This window comes from Pseudomonas asplenii (assembly GCF_001293465.1).
In the GTDB taxonomy this organism is placed as follows: Bacteria; Pseudomonadota; Gammaproteobacteria; order Pseudomonadales; family Pseudomonadaceae; genus Aquipseudomonas; species Aquipseudomonas fuscovaginae_B.
Window position 1 is genome coordinate 133374 of the sequence record NZ_JSYZ01000006.1, and the last position, 16696, is coordinate 150069.

Sequence of the window (16696 nt, forward strand, 5' to 3'; positions counted from 1 at the left end):
GAATCACATCGCCCGCCATTGCAGCGGCAGCCACTGCCAGTGACCGTCAGGCTCGGTGCCTTCGGGCAGGGTCAGGGCGTATTTGCCGAAGCCGGCGAGCTTCTGCAGTTTGGGCAGCAGGTGAGTCTGCGCGGCGTTGCGAAATACCGGTTCCATGTCCTGGGGCAGGCTGTCGAGGGTCTCCTGCTTCATCAGTTGCGCCAGGGAGTCCGGGCCCAGGTAGACCGGCGTCAGCGCATCCCTGGGCACCACGTCCGCCAATGGCGGGAAGTGCTTGTCGAGGGTGCCGAGGGCCTTGTCCACCAGCTTGTCGTCCAGGGAGAACAACAGGGTCGAGCCGTGCCGTGCCAGGCTCACGCGGAAGAAGGCGCGGCCGGTGATGGCGTCGGGGTTCTCGGCTTCCTGGGCGGCGTACTGGCCAAAGGTCGAGCTGACCACGCGCTTCCACTGGTGCAGGCTGTCCTTGTTCTGTTCGTCGATCGGGAACAGTCCCCCTTCGACGTTGCTTTCCCGGGTGCCGACCATGGAGCCGAACAGCTTGCCGAGGTCGGCATCGAGGCTGTCGTTGTCCTTGTTCAGGTTCGCCACCAGCAGCGGCGTGTACAGGCGCGAATCGGCATACCAGCACAGGCCGGCGGCACCGCTCATGTGTTCGGTGAGTTTCTGCGCGGTGGCCGCGTCGGCGCCGAGCTTGACCAGCAGCGGCTGTTGCTGCTCGGCCGCCAGCGGCAGGGCGACGCAGGCGCTGGCACCGACCGGCATGGCCTGCCAGATCGGTTTGAAGTCGAAGTCGGCGGACTTGTCCTGTTCGTCGAGCGCGAGGAAGCTGTGCCAGCCCTTGTCGTCCATGTCCAGGCGCAGGCCGGCGAAGCTGGGGATAAAGCGCTGATAACCCATGGCCAGGACGCTGGAGGCCACCGAGATACGCTGCTTGACGGTTGCTTCACGGGGTTTGAGGCCGAACGCCTCGGGGAACAGCTTGTCGCCCCCCAGCAGCGCGGCCAGGGCCTGGTTCGACACCTCGCCGGGCGCCACTTCGCTGTCATCGCTGGTCTGCTCGTAGAGGCGATCCGGGTTGGACAGCACCACCAGCTTGTCGCCACGGGAGGCGAACAGCAGCGCCTTGCTGGCGTTGTAGGCCAGGCGGTAGAGCGCCACGTTGTCGCCGGCGACCTTCAACTCGCCGACCTTGCTCAACTGGGTGTCGTCGAGGGCGACATGGGCCAGCGGTTCGAGCAGCTTGGCCAGGCCACCACGGTCCATCACCAGCAGGAAGTCCTTGAGACGGCCATCGGCGCCACGCCACAGGGCGATGTCGGCCGGCTGGTCGAACAGTTGCTCGATCAGGTTGTCCTGCAGCTTGAGGTCGTGCTCGTAGATGATCCGCCGCAGGCTGCCGATCAGGCCCAGGCGATCGCCATGGCTCTCGTAGTAGAAGACGAAGTCCTCGGTGAGGGTGTCGCGCAGGAACGGCACGCTGAGCAGGTCCTTGGGCAACTGGCTCAGCGACGCGGTTTCCAGCAGCGCGTCCGGGCGGCTGACGCCGAGTTTTTCCAGGGCCAGTTCCGGCACCGGGGCAACCGACTTGTGCTGGAAAAACCAGCCCAGGCCGCCGACCACCGCACCGGTCACGCACAGCCCGAGCACCAGGCCCAGCCAGCGGCGCGAACCGGCAGTTGGAGGAGTGGCCGGCGCGGCGGCGGCCGGGGAAGCAGTGTTATCGCTCATGTTCGCAAAGCCCATTCATCCGTGGAGCGGGATGTTCAATAGTTGAAGGTCTTGACCAGCAGCAGGTCGCCGATGGCGCGCAGCGGTACGGTGAAGCTCTCGCGCTTTTCATCGACGGTGTTCTCGTTGAGCACCAGGTTGATCTGCGAGGTGATGACCTCGTTCTGGTTGGCTCGCTCGGTAAAGTTATAGCCGTCGCTGGCGCTGTAGTTGCCCCAGTAGTTCACGTAGACCAGGTAGGTGCCGTGCATCGGCGCGGTCATGGTGAACATCTCCGGGCCGGGGCCGTCGACGCCGTCGGGATCGAGGCCGCCGCCGTTGGTCAGGCGCGGGTTGGCGTAGAAGGCGTGCTGGCCGTCGGGGGTGATGATGTGCAGGTCCAGCTCGGCCTTGGGGTCATCCCAGCCGAGCACCACGCGGATGCGCGCCGGCGTTATCTGCTGGTTGGCTTCGTAGAACTGTACGCGTTTGAGGGACTTGCCCTGGGCGCTGCGCACCTCGACGCTGTTGGAGCCGGAACCGAAGGCATAGGGGCGCACGAACCGGCCGTTGTCATCGGTGTAGAGATTCAGGGGGTTGCCGTTGACCGCCAGGGTATGCGGTTCACGCGGGCCGGAGGGCGGGTTGATCCGCCCTTCGATCGGCGTGCGACTGCGCTGGATGCCACGGTCGATGGGCGGCGTCGGATAGGCCACCTGCGGCGCATCGCTGCGATCGAGCAGGCCCGAGTAACGCCAGCCGCCGGTCGGCTCCTGCAGCTCGGCCGAGGGCTCGGCCCAGGCGGTCGCGGCCCAGAGAGCTATCAGCATTGGAAATAACCGGCGCATCAACAGCCTCCTTGCCATGCATCACGAAACCCTGCGCCCGATCCAGACCGGCGCACCCCTGAAACACGAAAAATCAGAAAGAACCTGGCGAGGCAGGTCGGGAAGTCGCAGAGGTTAGCGATTCAGATCTTGTTACACAATGGCGGAAAACCGGTATTTACAGGGGCAATCGGCAAATGAGAGATCGTGCACACTCAATGGCCTGGAAGCCCCGCAGAACAAGGCAAAAGGCCACTATCACAGACTGTCATGCGTGCCCCAAATCACCCCATGATTCAGGAGGTATGATGGTGCCCGCCAAAAGGCTGCGGACACACCTGATGCCCTCATGATTGGCAACCCCTCGCATTTGCCCCGCAACCCGCTGTCTGCTAGTGTCGCGCCCGTTGAACGCCTACCGAGATCGCCGCCATGGCCCGCAAAAAAGTTTCCCTGGATTTCGAACAATCCCTCGCCGATCTGCAGACACTGGTCGAGCGCCTGGAGAACGGCGAGCTGTCGTTGGAAGATTCGTTGACCGCTTTCGAACAGGGCATCCGCCTGACCCGCGACTGCCAGAACGCCCTGGCCCAGGCCGAGCAGAAGGTACAAATCCTGCTGGAGCGCGACGGCGAACTGGCCGAAGAGCCCTTCGATGCGGAACAGCCAGAATGATCAAAAGCTATCAGGCCGCCTGCCAGGAACGGGTCAACGCCGCCCTGGACACCCTGTTCGTGCCGCCCGGCGCCGGGCTCGCCCGTCTCTACGAGGCCATGCGCTACAGCGTGATGAACGGCGGCAAGCGGGTACGCCCGCTGCTGGTCTATGCCGCCTGCGAAGCCCTCGGCGGCAAGCCGGAACAGGCCAACGGCGCCGCCTGCGCCGTTGAACTGATCCACGCCTATTCGCTGGTCCACGACGACCTGCCGGCCATGGACGACGACGATCTGCGTCGCGGCCAGCCGACCACCCACAAGGCCTTCGACGAGGCCTGTGCGATCCTCGCCGGCGACGGCCTGCAGAGCCTGGCCTTCAGCGCCCTGCTCGACCCGCGCCTGAGCGACCTGAACGCCGAGATCCGCCTGTCGATGGTCAACACCCTGGCCCACGCCGCAGGCCCGGCCGGCATGGTCGGCGGCCAGGCCATCGACCTCGGCTCGGTGGGCCTCAAGCTCGACCAGAAGGCCCTGGAAACCATGCATCGGCACAAGACCGGTGCGCTGATCGAGGCCAGCGTCACCCTCGGCGCCCTGGCCAGCGTCAACGTGCAGAAGGACGAACTCAAGTCGCTGCAGACCTACGCCCAGGCCATCGGCCTGGCCTTCCAGGTGCAGGACGACATCCTCGACGTCGAAAGCGATACCGCCACCCTCGGCAAACGCCAGGGTGCCGACATCGCCCGCGACAAGCCGACCTATCCGGCCCTGCTCGGCCTGGAGGCGGCCAAGGCCTACGCCCTGGAGCTGCGCGACCAGGCGCTGCACGCCCTGCGACCGTTTGACGCGGCCGCCGAGCCACTGCGCGAGCTGGCCCGCTACATCGTCGAACGGCGCAGCTGACCGGACGGTCATGCTGGCCTTTCGCACAATCGAAACGCCAGCATCCGACCCGCTGATGCGACATCGCGTGGGCAGCGTGCGCTCCATAAGGTAAACTGCCGCGTCTTCATACCTATAACGATTCGCCTGATGCCCACGACGTTCCATGAGATTCCCCGCCAGCGCCCGACCACGCCCCTGCTGGACCGTGCCGACACGCCGGCCGGCCTGCGCCGGTTAGGTGAAGCCGAGCTGGAAACCCTGGCCGATGAACTGCGCCAGGAGCTGCTCTATTCGGTCGGCCAGACCGGCGGGCACTTCGGTGCCGGGCTTGGCGTCATCGAGCTGACCATCGCGTTGCACTACGTCTTCGATACCCCGGACGACCGGCTGGTATGGGACGTGGGTCACCAGGCGTATCCCCACAAGATCCTCACCGGTCGCCGCGCGCAGATGCACACCCTGCGTCAGAAGGACGGCCTGGCCGCCTTCCCGCGCCGCTCGGAGAGCGAGTACGACACCTTCGGCGTCGGCCACTCCAGCACCTCCATCAGCGCCGCGCTGGGCATGGCCATCGCCGCCCGCCTGCAGAACAGCGAGCGCAAGGCCATCGCGGTGATCGGCGACGGTGCGTTGACCGCGGGCATGGCCTTCGAGGCGTTGAACCACGCGCCGGAAGTCGACGCCAACATGCTGGTGATCCTCAACGACAACGACATGTCGATCTCGCGCAACGTCGGCGGGCTGTCGAACTACCTGGCCAAGATTCTCTCCAGCCGCACCTACGCCAGCATGCGCGAAGGCAGCAAGAAAGTGCTGTCGCGCCTGCCCGGCGCCTGGGAAATCGCCCGCCGCACCGAAGAATACGCCAAGGGCATGCTGGTACCCGGCACCCTGTTCGAAGAGCTGGGCTGGAACTACATCGGCCCGATCGACGGCCACGACCTGCCGACCCTGATCGCCACCCTGCGCAACATGCGCGACCTCAAGGGCCCGCAGTTCCTGCACGTGGTGACCAAGAAGGGCAAGGGCTTCGCCCCGGCCGAAATCGACCCGATCGGCTACCACGCGATCACCAAGCTCGAGCCGCTCGACGCCCCCGCCGCCGCGCCGAAGAAGCCCAGCGGGCCGAAGTACTCCGCGGTGTTCGGCGAATGGCTGTGCGACATGGCCGCCGCCGACCCCCGCCTGGTCGGCATTACGCCGGCAATGAAGGAAGGCTCCGACCTGGTGGCCTTCAGCGAGCGTTTCCCGCTGCGCTACTTCGACGTGGCGATCGCCGAACAGCATGCGGTGACCTTCGCCGCCGGCATGGCCTGCGAAGGCGCCAAGCCGGTGGTGGCGATCTATTCGACCTTCCTGCAGCGCGGTTATGACCAACTGGTGCATGACGTGGCGGTGCAGAACCTCGACGTGCTATTCGCCATCGACCGCGCCGGCCTGGTCGGCGAAGACGGGCCGACCCACGCCGGCAGCTTCGACCTGTCGTACCTGCGCTGCATCCCCGGCATGCTGGTGATGACGCCGAGCGACGAGAACGAACTGCGCAAGATGCTCAGCACCGGCCACCTGTACAACGGCCCGGCGGCCGTGCGCTACCCGCGTGGCAGCGGTCCGAACGCGACCATCGAGAAGAACCTCGAACCGATCGAGATCGGCAAGGGCGTGGTGCGCCGCCGCGGCAGCAAGGTCGCCCTGCTGGTGTTCGGCGTGCAACTGGCGCAAGCGCTGGTGGTGGCCGAGAAACTGGATGCGACCGTGGTCGACATGCGTTTCGTCAAACCGCTGGACGAGGCGCTGGTCCGCGAGGTCGCCAGCAGCCACGAGTTGCTGGTGACCATCGAGGAAAACGCCATCATGGGTGGCGCCGGTGCGGCGGTCAGCGAGTTCCTGGCACAGGACAACCTGCTCAAGCCGATCCTGCACCTGGGCTTGCCGGACGCCTACGTCGAGCATGCGAAGCCGGCGCAGATGCTGGCCGAGTGCGGGCTGGATGTGGCGGGGATCGAGGCTTCGGTCACCGAGCGGATGAAGCTGCTCGGCCTGTAAGCCAAGTGGAATGGTGGGCGGCCCCTTCGCGGGCAAGCCCGCTCCCACGGAAAAGCCCTCACGCCATCGAAAGCCCCGCCCTTGCGGGAGTGGGCTTGCCCGCGAATGCAGCCACCGCGCGCTACCGCCCCGGTACCATCACCGCACACAAGCGAGCCACCGCCTCGACCATCCGCCCACTGGGCCGCTCCAGCCCCTTGTCCGGCACCTGCACCAACCGCCCTTACCGCACCGCCGCCAACTGCGGCCAGGCCTTCCAGGCATCGAGCTGAGCCTGGTTGCTCGCCAGGATCACCTGCGGATCACGCTGCAAGACCGCCTCAAGCTGACCCGTGGCGCAGCGCCAGCCGACATCACAACGGCCAGCAGCAACACCGCCAGCCAGCGTCCCATCAGCCGAGTTGGCGCGGAATGCGGTAGAGGTAGAACAGCAGCACGGTGGACAGCACCAGCAGAATCAGCGGCACCGCCTCCAGGCCGACGAACACCGCCAGGGTGCCGATCCAGGTCGGCAGGGCCGCGATCACCAGAGCCTTGCGCCGGACGTTGGCCAGCGTGATCCAGGCCGCCGGTTCCTCAGGGGTGTCCAGCGCCTTCTCGGTGGCGATCAACGCATGCTTGTAGCCGCCGAAAAACCGCAGGCTGATGAACATCGAAGCGATACCGGCAATGAACAACGGCATCGCCAGCACCGGCAGCACCGGTTCCGTCTGGCCAAAGGTCCAGTTGGCGACGAACAGCGGCAGGACCGTCAGCAGCAATTGCTTGTACCAGCCGAAGGCGAGCCGCCGTTTCACCTGCCCGCGAGTCACGCCGGGTCGGCCTCGCTCTGGTGCTCGTTGCCCATCATGTGGCCGAGCTTGCCGGCCTTGGTGGCCAGGTAGAGCCGGTTGTGCGGGTTGTGCCCGGTGTGCAGCGGCACCCGCTCGGCCACGGTGATACCCATGTCGGTCAACGCCTTGACCTTGCGCGGGTTGTTGGTCATCAGCCGCAGGGACTGGATGCCCAGGTGTTCGAGCATCGGCCGACAGATCGCATAGTCACGCTGGTCAGCGGCAAAACCCAGGCGCTCGTTGGCCTCGACCGTGTCGGCGCCACCGTCCTGCAACTCGTAGGCGCGGATCTTGTTCATCAGGCCGATACCCCGACCTTCCTGGCGCAGGTAGAGCAACACGCCACGGCCTTCACGGGCAATCGCCTGCAGGGCGGCTTCCAGTTGCGAACCACAGTCGCAACGCTGGCTGAACAAGGCATCGCCGGTCAGGCATTCGGAATGCACGCGGCCAAGCACCGGTGCGCCATCGGCCACATCCCCGAGCGTCAGCACGACATGTTCACGACCGGTGGCTTCCTCGAGAAAACCGTTCATGGTGAAAGTCGCGAAGGGGGTAGGCAGTTTGGAGGCAGCGACAAAAACGACAGGCACCCTGTGCTCCTGATCAGTATGAAGGCTGGAAATTCGCGGTTGCGACATTGTAACAGGAGGTTCCTACAGACGCTTAGGCCGATTTGTCCATGATAACTATCAATAAGTTTGATCGGTCACAGCCGGAAACTTTCCGCTTTCGAACGGGTAGGGTTGCTTCCAGTGCTCGAATATCCTGCGCAGGCCACCCGCCTTGACCAGCTCGGTCATGCGCTGATCATACAATGCCAGCAGCGCCCGCCCCCGCTCGTTGTCGGCGAAGCCGAGGTAGAGTGGCAGTTCCACCAGGTGGGTATTACGGAACAGTTTGGGATCCTCGGCCTGCCCGAGTACAGATTCGACCTCGGTCAACGCATCGATATAGAAATCGACCCGATCGTGCTGCAGCATCGACAGGATCCCGTCACGCCGCTGGATCTCGTTGAAGTCGCGCACGTTGGGCAGGTACTTCTGGTACTTGTAGCCACGCACCCAGGCCAGGCGATAGCTGCCGAGGTTCTCCAGGGTGGGCACCGGCTTGCTGGCCAGGCCCACGGCATAGATGTGATCGGTATCGTAGTTCCAGCGCGGGTACAGGGCCCCACTGATTTCCTGGCTGTAGGAGCCCACCCAGGCATCCGCCTCGCCGCGCTCCACCAGCCCCACCGAACGCACGTACGGCTCACTGCGAATCTCGACCTTGATCCCTTGCGGCTCGAACACCTCGCGCAGCACGTCCCAGGCCAGCCCGCTGCCATCGGCATTGGTGTAGTCGGCCCACTCCTCGCTGACCAGGCGGACCTGCGCCGGCAAGCCAGCGACCTCCTGCGCCCTGAGCAACGGGCTGAGCAGCACCAGCGCAAGCAGGCCCCACAAACGCAAGCCGGACATAGTCAATTCCTCAGGTGAAGAGATGCACCAGTCCCTGCATGGCCAGCCAGGCGAACACCCCGGCCAGAACGTCATCGAGCATGATCCCGACCCCGCCGTGCACATGCCGGTCGATCCAGCGGATCGGCCAGGGCTTGAGGATGTCGAAGAAGCGGAACATCAGGAAGCCCGCCAGCAACCAGTACCAGCCCTGCGGCACCAGCCACAGGGTGATCCACATGCCGACCATCTCGTCCCAGACGATGCCTTCGTGGTCATGCACCCGCAGGTCGTCGGCGACCTTGCCGCACAGCCAGAAGCCGAACAGCATGGTGATGCCGAGCATCAGCCAGTAGCCCCAGTCCGGCAGCATCTGCCACAACGGTATAAAGGGTAGCGCAACCAGCGAACCCCAGGTACCCGGGGCCTTGGGCAAGGTTCCGGAGCCGAAGCCGAACGCCAGGAAATGCCAGGGGTTGCGCCACACCGACGGTGGCACGAACTCGGCGGGAACCTGTTTGGGATGATCTGTCACGGCGTCTCCGGAAAATGTTGATAACCGCGGACTCGCGGGGTGATGTCCTGGCCATCGGCCGCCAGCAGGGCAACGCCCTGCCCGGCGACCACGCGCCCGACCACCCGGACCGAGTCATGGCCGAGCAACAGCGCGGGCAGCTCGGCGGGAGGCAGGGTGAATGCCAGGACATAGTCGTCACCGCCACTGAGCGCCGCCTCCCAGGCCGCCGCCTGGCCGAGAAAGCCCAGCAGTGACGGGGACAACGGCAGCTTTTCACGTTCGACCAGCAAACGCACGCCGGATGCCGCCGCGATATGTCCGCAATCGGCCAAAAGGCCGTCGGAAATATCCAGCGCCGCGCTGGCCTTGCCGCGCAAGGCCAGCCCCAGTTCGAACTGCGGCCGGGGCGACCAGTAGTGGGCCAGCAATGGCTCGGCCAACGCCGGCTCGGCACTCCGCTGGCCGAGCACCAGCGGCAAGGCGCCGGCAGCATTGCCCAGGTCGCCCCCCACGCAGAGCAGGTCGCCGACTTGCGCGCCGCTACGGGTCAGCGCCTGGCCGACGGGCACCCGGCCGAACACCGTCAGCGTCAGGCTCAGGGGACCACGGGTGGTATCGCCGCCGACCAGGCGCAACCCGCACTGGCGGGCCATCCGGTCCAGCCCGCGGGCGAACGCCTGCAGCCAGTCGACATCGTTGTGCGGCAGGGTCAGGGCCAGGGTGAAGGCCACCGGCGTCGCGCCCATGGCGGCCAGGTCGCTGGCGGCCACGGCCAGGGCACGCTGCCCGAGCAGGAAAGCATCGCAGGGATCGGCGAAGTGCACACCGGCCACCAGGGTGTCGGTGGAAATCGCCCATTGCTCCCCGACGGGGACATCGAGCAGGGCGCAGTCGTCGCCGATGCCCAACGCAACACCTTCGCCGGCCTGCGCACAGGGCGCGGCGGCAAAGAAATTGCGGATCAGCTCGAACTCACCCATGGGAGAAGCAAGCGCCGGTCAGCGCTTGAACGCCTTCACTTCGGCTTCGCGCAGATTCGGTGCCAGCTTGTCGAGCACACCGTTGACGAACTTGTGACCGTCGGTGGAACCGTAGATCTTCGCCAGTTCGATGCCTTCGTTGATCACCACGCGGTACGGCACGTCGACACGCTTGAGCAGTTCCCAGGTGGACAGGCGCAGCACCGACAGCTCGACCGGGTCGAGCTCTTCGATCTCGATATCCAGGCAGGGCTTGAGCGCGTTGTCGATCTCGTTCTTGAACTGCGGAACCCCGTGAAGGATTTCACGGAAGTACGCACCGTCGACATCGCTGAAATCGTTGTCGACACGGAACTGCGCTTCGATTTCATTCAGCGATTGCTTGGCCATGTGCCATTGATAGAGGGCCTGGGTCGCGAGCTGACGGGCTTCGCGACGCTTGGCGCTCTTGGACGGCTTGCCGGCGCCTTCGGGACGAGGCTCGCGCGGGTTGAAACGATCGCTGTCGTCGTTAATCACTTGGCCTCCAACTGCGCCAGCAGGCTGACCATTTCCAGGGCGGACAGGGCGGCTTCGGCACCTTTGTTGCCGGCCTTGGTGCCGGAACGCTCGATGGCCTGTTCGATGGAATCGACGGTCAGCACGCCAAAGGCGACCGGTACGCCGAACTCCATGGACACCTGGGCCAGGCCCTTGGTGCACTCACCCGCCACGTATTCGAAGTGCGGAGTACCGCCACGAATGACCGCGCCCAGGGCGATGATCGCCGCGTATTCGCTACGCTGGGCGACTTTCTGCACCACCAGCGGGATCTCGAACGCGCCAGGTGCACGGATGATGGTGATATCGCTTTCGCTCACGCCGTGACGAACCAGGGCGTCAACCGCGCCGCTGACCAGGCTTTCGACGACGAAGCTGTTGAAACGGCCGACCACCAGGGCATAGCGGCCTTTGGGGGCGATGAAGGTACCTTCGATGGTCTTCAGGGTCATTCGACAATTCTCTTAAAGAGCCGGGACGCGTCTGATACGCGCCCCTCAGGGATATGTGTACCGCGAATCAAGGTCGAAACCAGCCGGCCTTTTATTCGGAGGGCACGTATTCTACTACTTCCAGGTCGAAACCGGATATCGCGTTGAACTTCATCGGCGCACTCATCAGGCGCATCTTGCGTACGCCCAGGTCGCGCAGGATCTGCGAACCGGCACCGACGATGCTGTAGGTGGTCGGCTTTTTCACTGGCGTATGTTCGACCGTCTCGCGGATATGCGCCAGCAGCACGTCGCCATCCAGCGGATGGCCGAGCAGCAGCACCACGCCGCTACCGGCCTCGGCCACCGCCGCCATCGCCGCGCGCAGGCTCCAGCGCCCAGGTTGCTTGACCATCAGCAGGTCGCGCAGCGGGTCCATGTTGTGCACCCGCACCAGGGTCGGCTCTTCGGCGCAGACCTTGCCCAGGGTCAGGGCCATGTGCACGTCGCCTTCCACCGAATCACGATAGGTCACCAGGGTGAACTGGCCCAGTTCGCTGTCCAGCGGCTGCTCGGCAATCCGCTGAACGGTACTCTCGTGGATCATCCGGTAGTGGATCAGGTCGGCGATGGTGCCGATCTTGATGTTGTGCTCGGCGGCGAAGGCTTCCAGCTCGGCGCGCCGGGACATGGTGCCGTCATCGTTCATCACCTCGCAGATCACCCCGCTCGGCTCGAAACCGGCCATGCGCGCCAGGTCGCAGGCGGCCTCGGTGTGGCCGGCGCGGGCCAGGGTACCGCCGGGCTGGGCCATCAGCGGGAAGATGTGACCGGGGCTGACGATGTCTTCGGCCTTGGCGTCCCTGGCCGCTGCCGCCTGCACGGTGCGCGCTCGGTCGGCGGCGGAGATGCCGGTGGTCACCCCTTCGGTGGCCTCGATGGACACGGTGAACTTGGTGCCGAAACCGGAACCGTTGCGCGGCGCCATCAGCGGCAGCTTGAGCAGTTCGCAGCGCTCGCGGCTCATCGGCATGCAGATCAGGCCACGGGCGTACTTGGCCATGAAGTTGATATGCTCGGCCTTGCAGCACTCGGCGGCCATGATCAGGTCGCCTTCGTTCTCGCGGTCTTCGTCATCCATGAGGATGACCATCTTGCCCTGGCGAATGTCTTCGACCAGTTCTTCAATCGTATTGAGCGCCACGCGGCACCCCCTTGCGTCAGGATTTGAGGTAGCCGTTGGCGGCCAGGAAACTTTCGGTGATGCCGCCGCTGGTCGGCTCCGCGGCCTTCTCGCCCAACAGCAGGCGCTCCAGGTAGCGGGCCAGCAGGTCGACCTCGAGGTTGACCCGACGACCGGGGCGGTAGTCGGCCATGATGGTCTCGACCAGGGTATGCGGGACGATGGTCAGTTCGAACTCGGCGCCGTGCACCGCGTTGACCGTCAGGCTGGTGCCGTCGACGGTGATCGAGCCCTTGTGGGCGATGTACTTGGCCAGCTCCTTGGGTGCACGCACGCGGAACTGGATGGCCCGGGCGTTTTCCTCGCGGGCGACGATCTCGCCGACGCCGTCGACGTGGCCGCTGACCAGGTGACCGCCCAGGCGGGTGGTCGGCGTCAGGGCCTTTTCCAGGTTGACCCGGCTGCCGGCCTTGAGGTCGTTGAAGGCGGTGCAGTCCAGGGTTTCGCGGCTGACGTCGGCCCAGAACCCGTCGCCCGGGAGCTCGACGGCGGTCAGGCAGACGCCGTTGACCGCAATGCTGTCGCCGAGCTTGACGTCACCCAGGTCGAGCTTGCCGGTTTCTACATAGACACGCACGTCGCCGCCTTTCGGGCTCAGCGCGCGGATGCTGCCGATGGATTCGATGATGCCGGTAAACATGAAGTACTCCTCGAAAACGAGCCAGCGCCTGGCGCTGGCCGCGAATTATACGCCGGGTGCCGGGTCAGGTATTGCGGTGACTCGCCAGTCATCGCCGACCGCACGCATTTCAGTGATTTTCAGCCGTGGCGCCTCGCTCATCCGTTCCAGCGGCCAGTCCAGCAGGGGCCGTGCGCTGGAGCCGAGAAACTTGCCGGCGACGAAGATCTGGTACTCGTCCACCAGTTCCTGGCGGGCAAAGGCGCCGGCCAGGCGCGGACCGGCCTCGACCAGCAGATCGTTGACGCCACGGGCAGCCAGTTGCCCGAGCAATTTCGCCAGGTCGACCTGGCCGTCATGGCCGGGCAGGCTCAGGACTTCGTGGCCGGCGGCCTGGTAGGCGGCGCCGACCGCGGCCGCGCAGGTCACCACCAGTGCCGGGCCGGCCTGGAAGAATGCCGCCTCCAGGGGCACCCGCAGGCGCCCGTCGATCAGCACCCGCAGCGGCGGCCGGCTCTCGGCCAGGGCCGTCAGCTCGGGGTCCAGGCCCAGCTCGGCAGGGCGCACGGTCAGCCGGGCGCTGTCGGCCAGCACCGTATCGGCGCCGGTAAGCACCACGCTGGACTCGGCGCGCAGACGCTGCACGGCGGAACGCGCGGCAGGACCGGTGATCCACTGGCTCTCGCCGCTGGCCATCGCGGTGCGCCCGTCGAGACTCATCGCCAACTTGACCCGCACGAACGGCAGGCCGTGCTCCATACGTTTGAGGAAGCCGCGGTTGATCGCCCGCGCCTCGCCTTCGAGCACGCCGCTGTGTACGGCGATCCCGGCATCGGCCAGACGCTTGAGGCCATTGCCGGCAACCTGCGGATTGGGGTCCTGCATGGCCGCCACCACCCGCCCCACGCCGGCCTTGACCAGCGCTTCGGCACAGGGCGGCGTACGCCCGAAGTGACTGCACGGCTCCAGGGTCACGTAGGCGGTCGCGCCACGGGCCAACTCGCCCGCCTCGCGCAAGGCATGGACCTCGGCATGGGGCTCGCCGGCGCGCACGTGCCAACCTTCGCCGACCACCACGCCGTCACGCACGATGACGCAGCCGACCCGAGGGTTCGGATGAGTGGAATAGCGCCCCTTGCGCGCCAACTCCAGGGCACGGGCCATGTAGTGGGCGTCGAGAACCGCCTGTTCGGCTGCAAGGCTCATTCCTTGGCGGGCTCCCGGGCAAGACGATCGATTTCCTCGCGGAACTCGTCGAGGTCCTGGAAGCGGCGATAGACCGAGGCGAAACGGATGTAGGCGACCTCATCGAGTTTCTGCAGCTCGGTCATCACCATTTCGCCGACGACCAGCGACTTGACCTCGCGCTCGCCGGTGGCGCGCAGCTTGTGCTTGATATGGGCCAGTGCGGCTTCCAGGCGCTCGACACTCACCGGGCGCTTTTCCAGGGCCCGCTGCATGCCGGCACGCAGTTTTTCTTCGTCGAAGGGCTGGCGGCTGCCGTCCTGCTTGATCAGGCGTGGCAGAACCAGTTCGGCGGTTTCGAAGGTGGTGAAACGCTCACCGCAGGCCACGCATTCGCGCCGGCGGCGCACCTGTTCGCCCTCGGCGACCAGACGCGAGTCGATGACTTTGGTGTCGTTGGCACCGCAGAAGGGACAGTGCATGGTGGCAGGCAACAAAAAATGGGAGGGCCATGGTAGCGCATCTCCGTGGCAAGACAAGCCATAGGGTTTGCGGTATACAGTCGGCGGGCTAACGTTATCCCATCAGAACCGTCGATTTTCGCCTCAGTTGGAGCTGTAGATGTCAGTACGACCGCTTGTTTTGCTCAGCCTCACCGGCCTGCTGCTCGCCTGCAGCAGTGCACCCAAGCCCGTGCCGACGCCACCGCCCCAGCAGCAGGTGAAGAAGCCGGTGAATGAATACGAAGCACTCGGCCCGTTGCCCGCGTACCAGCGCGAGTTGAGCGGCACCCTGCTGGGGGTACCGGCCAATGCCGAGGTCGAGCTGGCGCTGCTGGTGATCGACGAGCGCGGCCGGCCGCAGCAGCTGCTCGCCAGCAGCAGGATCAATGGCACCGGCCAGGTGCTGCCGTTCCGTCTGCGCTTCAACCCGGACGTGTTCCCGGTCGGTGCGCGCGTCGAACTGCGCGGGCGGGCCAGCCAATCCGGGCAGTTGATCCTGCACCTGCCCTCCGTGGCCGTGACCCAGCCGACCACTCAGGCCATGGGCCCGTTGCAATTCGTCAGTGCCCCATGAACGCCCCGCTCGACCTGCAGCGGGCGCTGGCCGCGCTGCTCGGCGATGCGCGGCTGACCGCCAGCGCGCTGCCTGGGACCGACCTCAAACTGTGGCTGATCGACGCCGGGAACATGGATCGCGAGTTCACCCCGCAAGAGACCCGGCGCATCCTGCACGAACCACCCTACTGGTGCTTCTGCTGGGCCAGCGGCCTGGCCATGGCCCGCTACCTGGCCGAACGGCCGGAGTGGGTGGCCGGCAAGCGCGTGCTGGATTTCGGTGCCGGCTCCGGCATCGCGGCCATTGCCGCGGCCCGCGCCGGGGCACGGGAAGTGGTGGCCTGCGACCTCGACCCACTGGCACTGGCCGCCTGCCGGGCGAATGCCGCACTCAATGAGGTGACGCTCCACTACAGCGAAGATTTCTTCGCCGAGAGCGATCGCTTCGACCTGATTCTGGTCGCCGATGTGCTGTACGACCGGGAAAACCTGCCGCTGCTGGACCAGTTCCTCAGCCGCGGCCGGGAGGCGCTGGTGGCCGACTCGCGGGTGCGGGATTTCCGTCATCCGCTATACCGGCGCCTGGAGATCCTCCAGGCCCTGACCCTGCCGGACCTGATGGAACCGGAGGAATTTCGCCAGGTCAGCCTCTATCACGCCAGCCGGCCACGAGGGCATCTGGCCTGACACGCTCTTGCCGTGGACATGCAGGTCCATTCGCGGGCAAGCCCGCTCCCACAGTGGCCTGATTGGCAAACTCCTGTGAACACCCGCTTTCGGCCAACCGGCCCAGGCCTTATAGTTGCGCGATACCCCGTTCTTCGAGACTCCCGATGACCCAGGACACGCCCTACATCTTCGACGCCACCGCCCTGAACTTCGACCAGTCGGTGATCCAGAACTCTTTCCACAAGCCGGTGCTGGTGGACTTCTGGGCGGAGTGGTGTGCGCCCTGCAAGGCGCTGATGCCGATGCTGCAACAGATCGCCGAGAGCTATCAGGGCGAGCTGCTGCTGGCCAAGGTCGACTGCGATGCCGAGCAGGACATCGTCGCCCGTTTCGGTATCCGCAGCCTGCCGACCGTGGTGCTGTTCAAGGACGGCCAGCCGGTCGACGGTTTCGCCGGTGCCCAGCCGGAATCGGCGGTACGCGCCATGCTCGACCCCCATGTGCAGATGCCGCCGCCGGCCGCCGCCGACCCGCTCGAACAGGCCCAGGCGCTGTTCGGCGAAGGCCGCGTCGCCGAAGCCGAGGCCACCCTCGTCGCCCTGCTGAATGAAGACAACAGCAACGCCAAGGCGTTGATCCTGTACGCCCGCTGCCTCGCCGAACGCGGTGAGCTGGGTGAGGCCCAGACCGTACTCGATGCGGTCAAGGGCGACGAGCACAAGGCGGCGCTGGCCGGCGCCAAGGCGCAACTGACCTTCCTGCGCCAGGCCGCCGACCTGCCCGATGCTGCCGACCTGAAGGCCCGCCTGGCCCAGAACCCGCAGGATGACGAGGCGACCTTCCAACTGGCGATCCAGCAACTGGCCCGCCAGCAGTACGAAGCCGCACTGGATGCCTTGCTCAAGCTGTTCACCCGCAATCGCGGCTACAGCGAGGGGTTGCCACACAAGACCCTGCTGCAGGTGTTCGACCTGCTGGGCAACGACCATCCGCTGGTGACCACCTACCGGCGCAAGCTGTTCGCGGCGCTTTACTGAGCGCCTCTCTCCGGGTCTGTG

Annotated in this window: 19 protein-coding genes and 1 pseudogene; 6 read left to right on the forward strand and 14 right to left on the reverse strand. The window is 65.8% G+C overall.

Annotation, left to right across the window (positions count from 1 at the left end; translation table 11 throughout):
- Positions 1–3: 3 nt before the first annotated feature.
- Both PF66_RS09270 and PF66_RS09275 read right to left on the reverse strand, forming a co-directional pair.
- Positions 4–1728: a DUF2138 domain-containing protein gene (locus PF66_RS09270; protein ID WP_054062552.1), complete on the reverse strand. Its 1725-nt coding sequence runs from the start codon at positions 1726–1728 to the stop codon at positions 4–6.
- A gap of 35 nt (positions 1729–1763) precedes the next feature.
- The gene (locus PF66_RS09275) at positions 1764–2555 is read right to left on the reverse strand and encodes a YfaP family protein (RefSeq protein ID WP_054057976.1); all 792 of its coding nucleotides are present in this window, start codon (positions 2553–2555) and stop codon (positions 1764–1766) included.
- Between the two features lie 411 nt (positions 2556–2966).
- Between PF66_RS09275 and PF66_RS09280 the strand changes: the two genes are divergently transcribed.
- The 3 genes from PF66_RS09280 to dxs all read left to right on the forward strand — a co-directional run bounded on the left by PF66_RS09280 (position 2967) and on the right by dxs (position 6121).
- Positions 2967–3209, forward strand: a complete 243-nt coding sequence (locus PF66_RS09280) for an exodeoxyribonuclease VII small subunit (RefSeq protein ID WP_054062527.1) — start codon at positions 2967–2969, stop codon at positions 3207–3209.
- Positions 3206–4093, forward strand: a complete 888-nt coding sequence (ispA, locus tag PF66_RS09285) for a (2E,6E)-farnesyl diphosphate synthase (RefSeq protein WP_054062528.1) — start codon at positions 3206–3208, stop codon at positions 4091–4093. Before PF66_RS09280 ends, ispA begins: the two co-directional genes overlap by 4 nt.
- Positions 4094–4222: 129 nt before the next feature.
- Positions 4223–6121 (forward strand): 1-deoxy-D-xylulose-5-phosphate synthase, encoded by a 1899-nt coding sequence (gene dxs, locus PF66_RS09290; protein ID WP_054062529.1) that lies wholly within the window; start codon positions 4223–4225, stop codon positions 6119–6121.
- Between the two features lie 121 nt (positions 6122–6242).
- Here dxs and PF66_RS33395 read toward each other — a convergent pair.
- The 12 genes and pseudogenes from PF66_RS33395 to nrdR form a co-directional block, all read right to left on the reverse strand.
- Positions 6243–6446 (reverse strand): annotated as a pseudogene (locus tag PF66_RS33395) (cobalamin-binding protein); the annotation flags it as partial.
- A gap of 67 nt (positions 6447–6513) precedes the next feature.
- Entirely contained in the window at positions 6514–6933 is a 420-nt protein-coding gene (locus PF66_RS09295) for a hypothetical protein (RefSeq protein ID WP_054057972.1), read from the reverse strand.
- Positions 6930–7547, reverse strand: a complete 618-nt coding sequence (gene ribA, locus PF66_RS09300; protein ID WP_054057971.1) for a GTP cyclohydrolase II — start codon at positions 7545–7547, stop codon at positions 6930–6932. The genes PF66_RS09295 and ribA overlap by 4 nt, the downstream gene beginning before the upstream one ends.
- A gap of 99 nt (positions 7548–7646) precedes the next feature.
- Positions 7647–8417 (reverse strand): substrate-binding periplasmic protein, encoded by a 771-nt coding sequence (locus tag PF66_RS09305; RefSeq protein WP_054057970.1) that lies wholly within the window; start codon positions 8415–8417, stop codon positions 7647–7649.
- Between the two features lie 10 nt (positions 8418–8427).
- On the reverse strand, positions 8428–8931 hold the full coding sequence (locus PF66_RS09310) for a phosphatidylglycerophosphatase A family protein (RefSeq protein WP_017902311.1): 504 nt from the start codon (positions 8929–8931) through the stop codon (positions 8428–8430).
- Positions 8928–9893: a thiamine-phosphate kinase gene (gene thiL, locus PF66_RS09315; protein WP_054062530.1), complete on the reverse strand. Its 966-nt coding sequence runs from the start codon at positions 9891–9893 to the stop codon at positions 8928–8930. The genes PF66_RS09310 and thiL overlap by 4 nt, the downstream gene beginning before the upstream one ends.
- A gap of 18 nt (positions 9894–9911) precedes the next feature.
- Entirely contained in the window at positions 9912–10412 is a 501-nt protein-coding gene (gene nusB, locus PF66_RS09320; protein ID WP_054062531.1) for a transcription antitermination factor NusB, read from the reverse strand.
- On the reverse strand, positions 10409–10885 hold the full coding sequence (gene ribH, locus PF66_RS09325) for a 6,7-dimethyl-8-ribityllumazine synthase (RefSeq protein ID WP_017902308.1): 477 nt from the start codon (positions 10883–10885) through the stop codon (positions 10409–10411). Before ribH ends, nusB begins: the two co-directional genes overlap by 4 nt.
- Positions 10886–10976: 91 nt before the next feature.
- Positions 10977–12068 (reverse strand): bifunctional 3,4-dihydroxy-2-butanone-4-phosphate synthase/GTP cyclohydrolase II, encoded by a 1092-nt coding sequence (gene ribBA / locus PF66_RS09330; RefSeq protein WP_054061162.1) that lies wholly within the window; start codon positions 12066–12068, stop codon positions 10977–10979.
- Positions 12069–12084: 16 nt separating this feature from the next.
- Positions 12085–12747 (reverse strand): riboflavin synthase, encoded by a 663-nt coding sequence (locus tag PF66_RS09335; RefSeq protein ID WP_054061163.1) that lies wholly within the window; start codon positions 12745–12747, stop codon positions 12085–12087.
- Between the two features lie 45 nt (positions 12748–12792).
- Positions 12793–13932, reverse strand: a complete 1140-nt coding sequence (gene ribD / locus PF66_RS09340) for a bifunctional diaminohydroxyphosphoribosylaminopyrimidine deaminase/5-amino-6-(5-phosphoribosylamino)uracil reductase RibD (RefSeq protein ID WP_054062532.1) — start codon at positions 13930–13932, stop codon at positions 12793–12795.
- Positions 13929–14393 carry a transcriptional regulator NrdR gene (gene nrdR / locus PF66_RS09345; RefSeq protein ID WP_026144921.1) on the reverse strand — a complete coding sequence of 155 codons (465 nt, stop codon included), beginning with the start codon at positions 14391–14393 and terminating at the stop codon, positions 13929–13931. Before nrdR ends, ribD begins: the two co-directional genes overlap by 4 nt.
- Positions 14394–14532: 139 nt before the next feature.
- Here nrdR and PF66_RS09350 point away from each other — a divergent pair, with 139 nt between their 5' ends.
- From PF66_RS09350 to trxA, 3 genes are all read left to right on the forward strand, one after another.
- The gene (locus tag PF66_RS09350) at positions 14533–14988 is read left to right on the forward strand and encodes a YbaY family lipoprotein (protein ID WP_054060971.1); all 456 of its coding nucleotides are present in this window, start codon (positions 14533–14535) and stop codon (positions 14986–14988) included.
- Positions 14985–15656, forward strand: coding sequence for a 50S ribosomal protein L11 methyltransferase (locus PF66_RS09355; RefSeq protein WP_054062533.1), 672 nt, complete (start codon positions 14985–14987; stop codon positions 15654–15656). Before PF66_RS09350 ends, PF66_RS09355 begins: the two co-directional genes overlap by 4 nt.
- A gap of 146 nt (positions 15657–15802) precedes the next feature.
- A complete protein-coding gene (trxA, locus tag PF66_RS09360; protein ID WP_054062534.1) occupies positions 15803–16675 on the forward strand; it encodes a thioredoxin in 873 nt (290 codons plus the stop codon).
- The last annotated feature ends 21 nt before the right edge of the window (positions 16676–16696 follow it).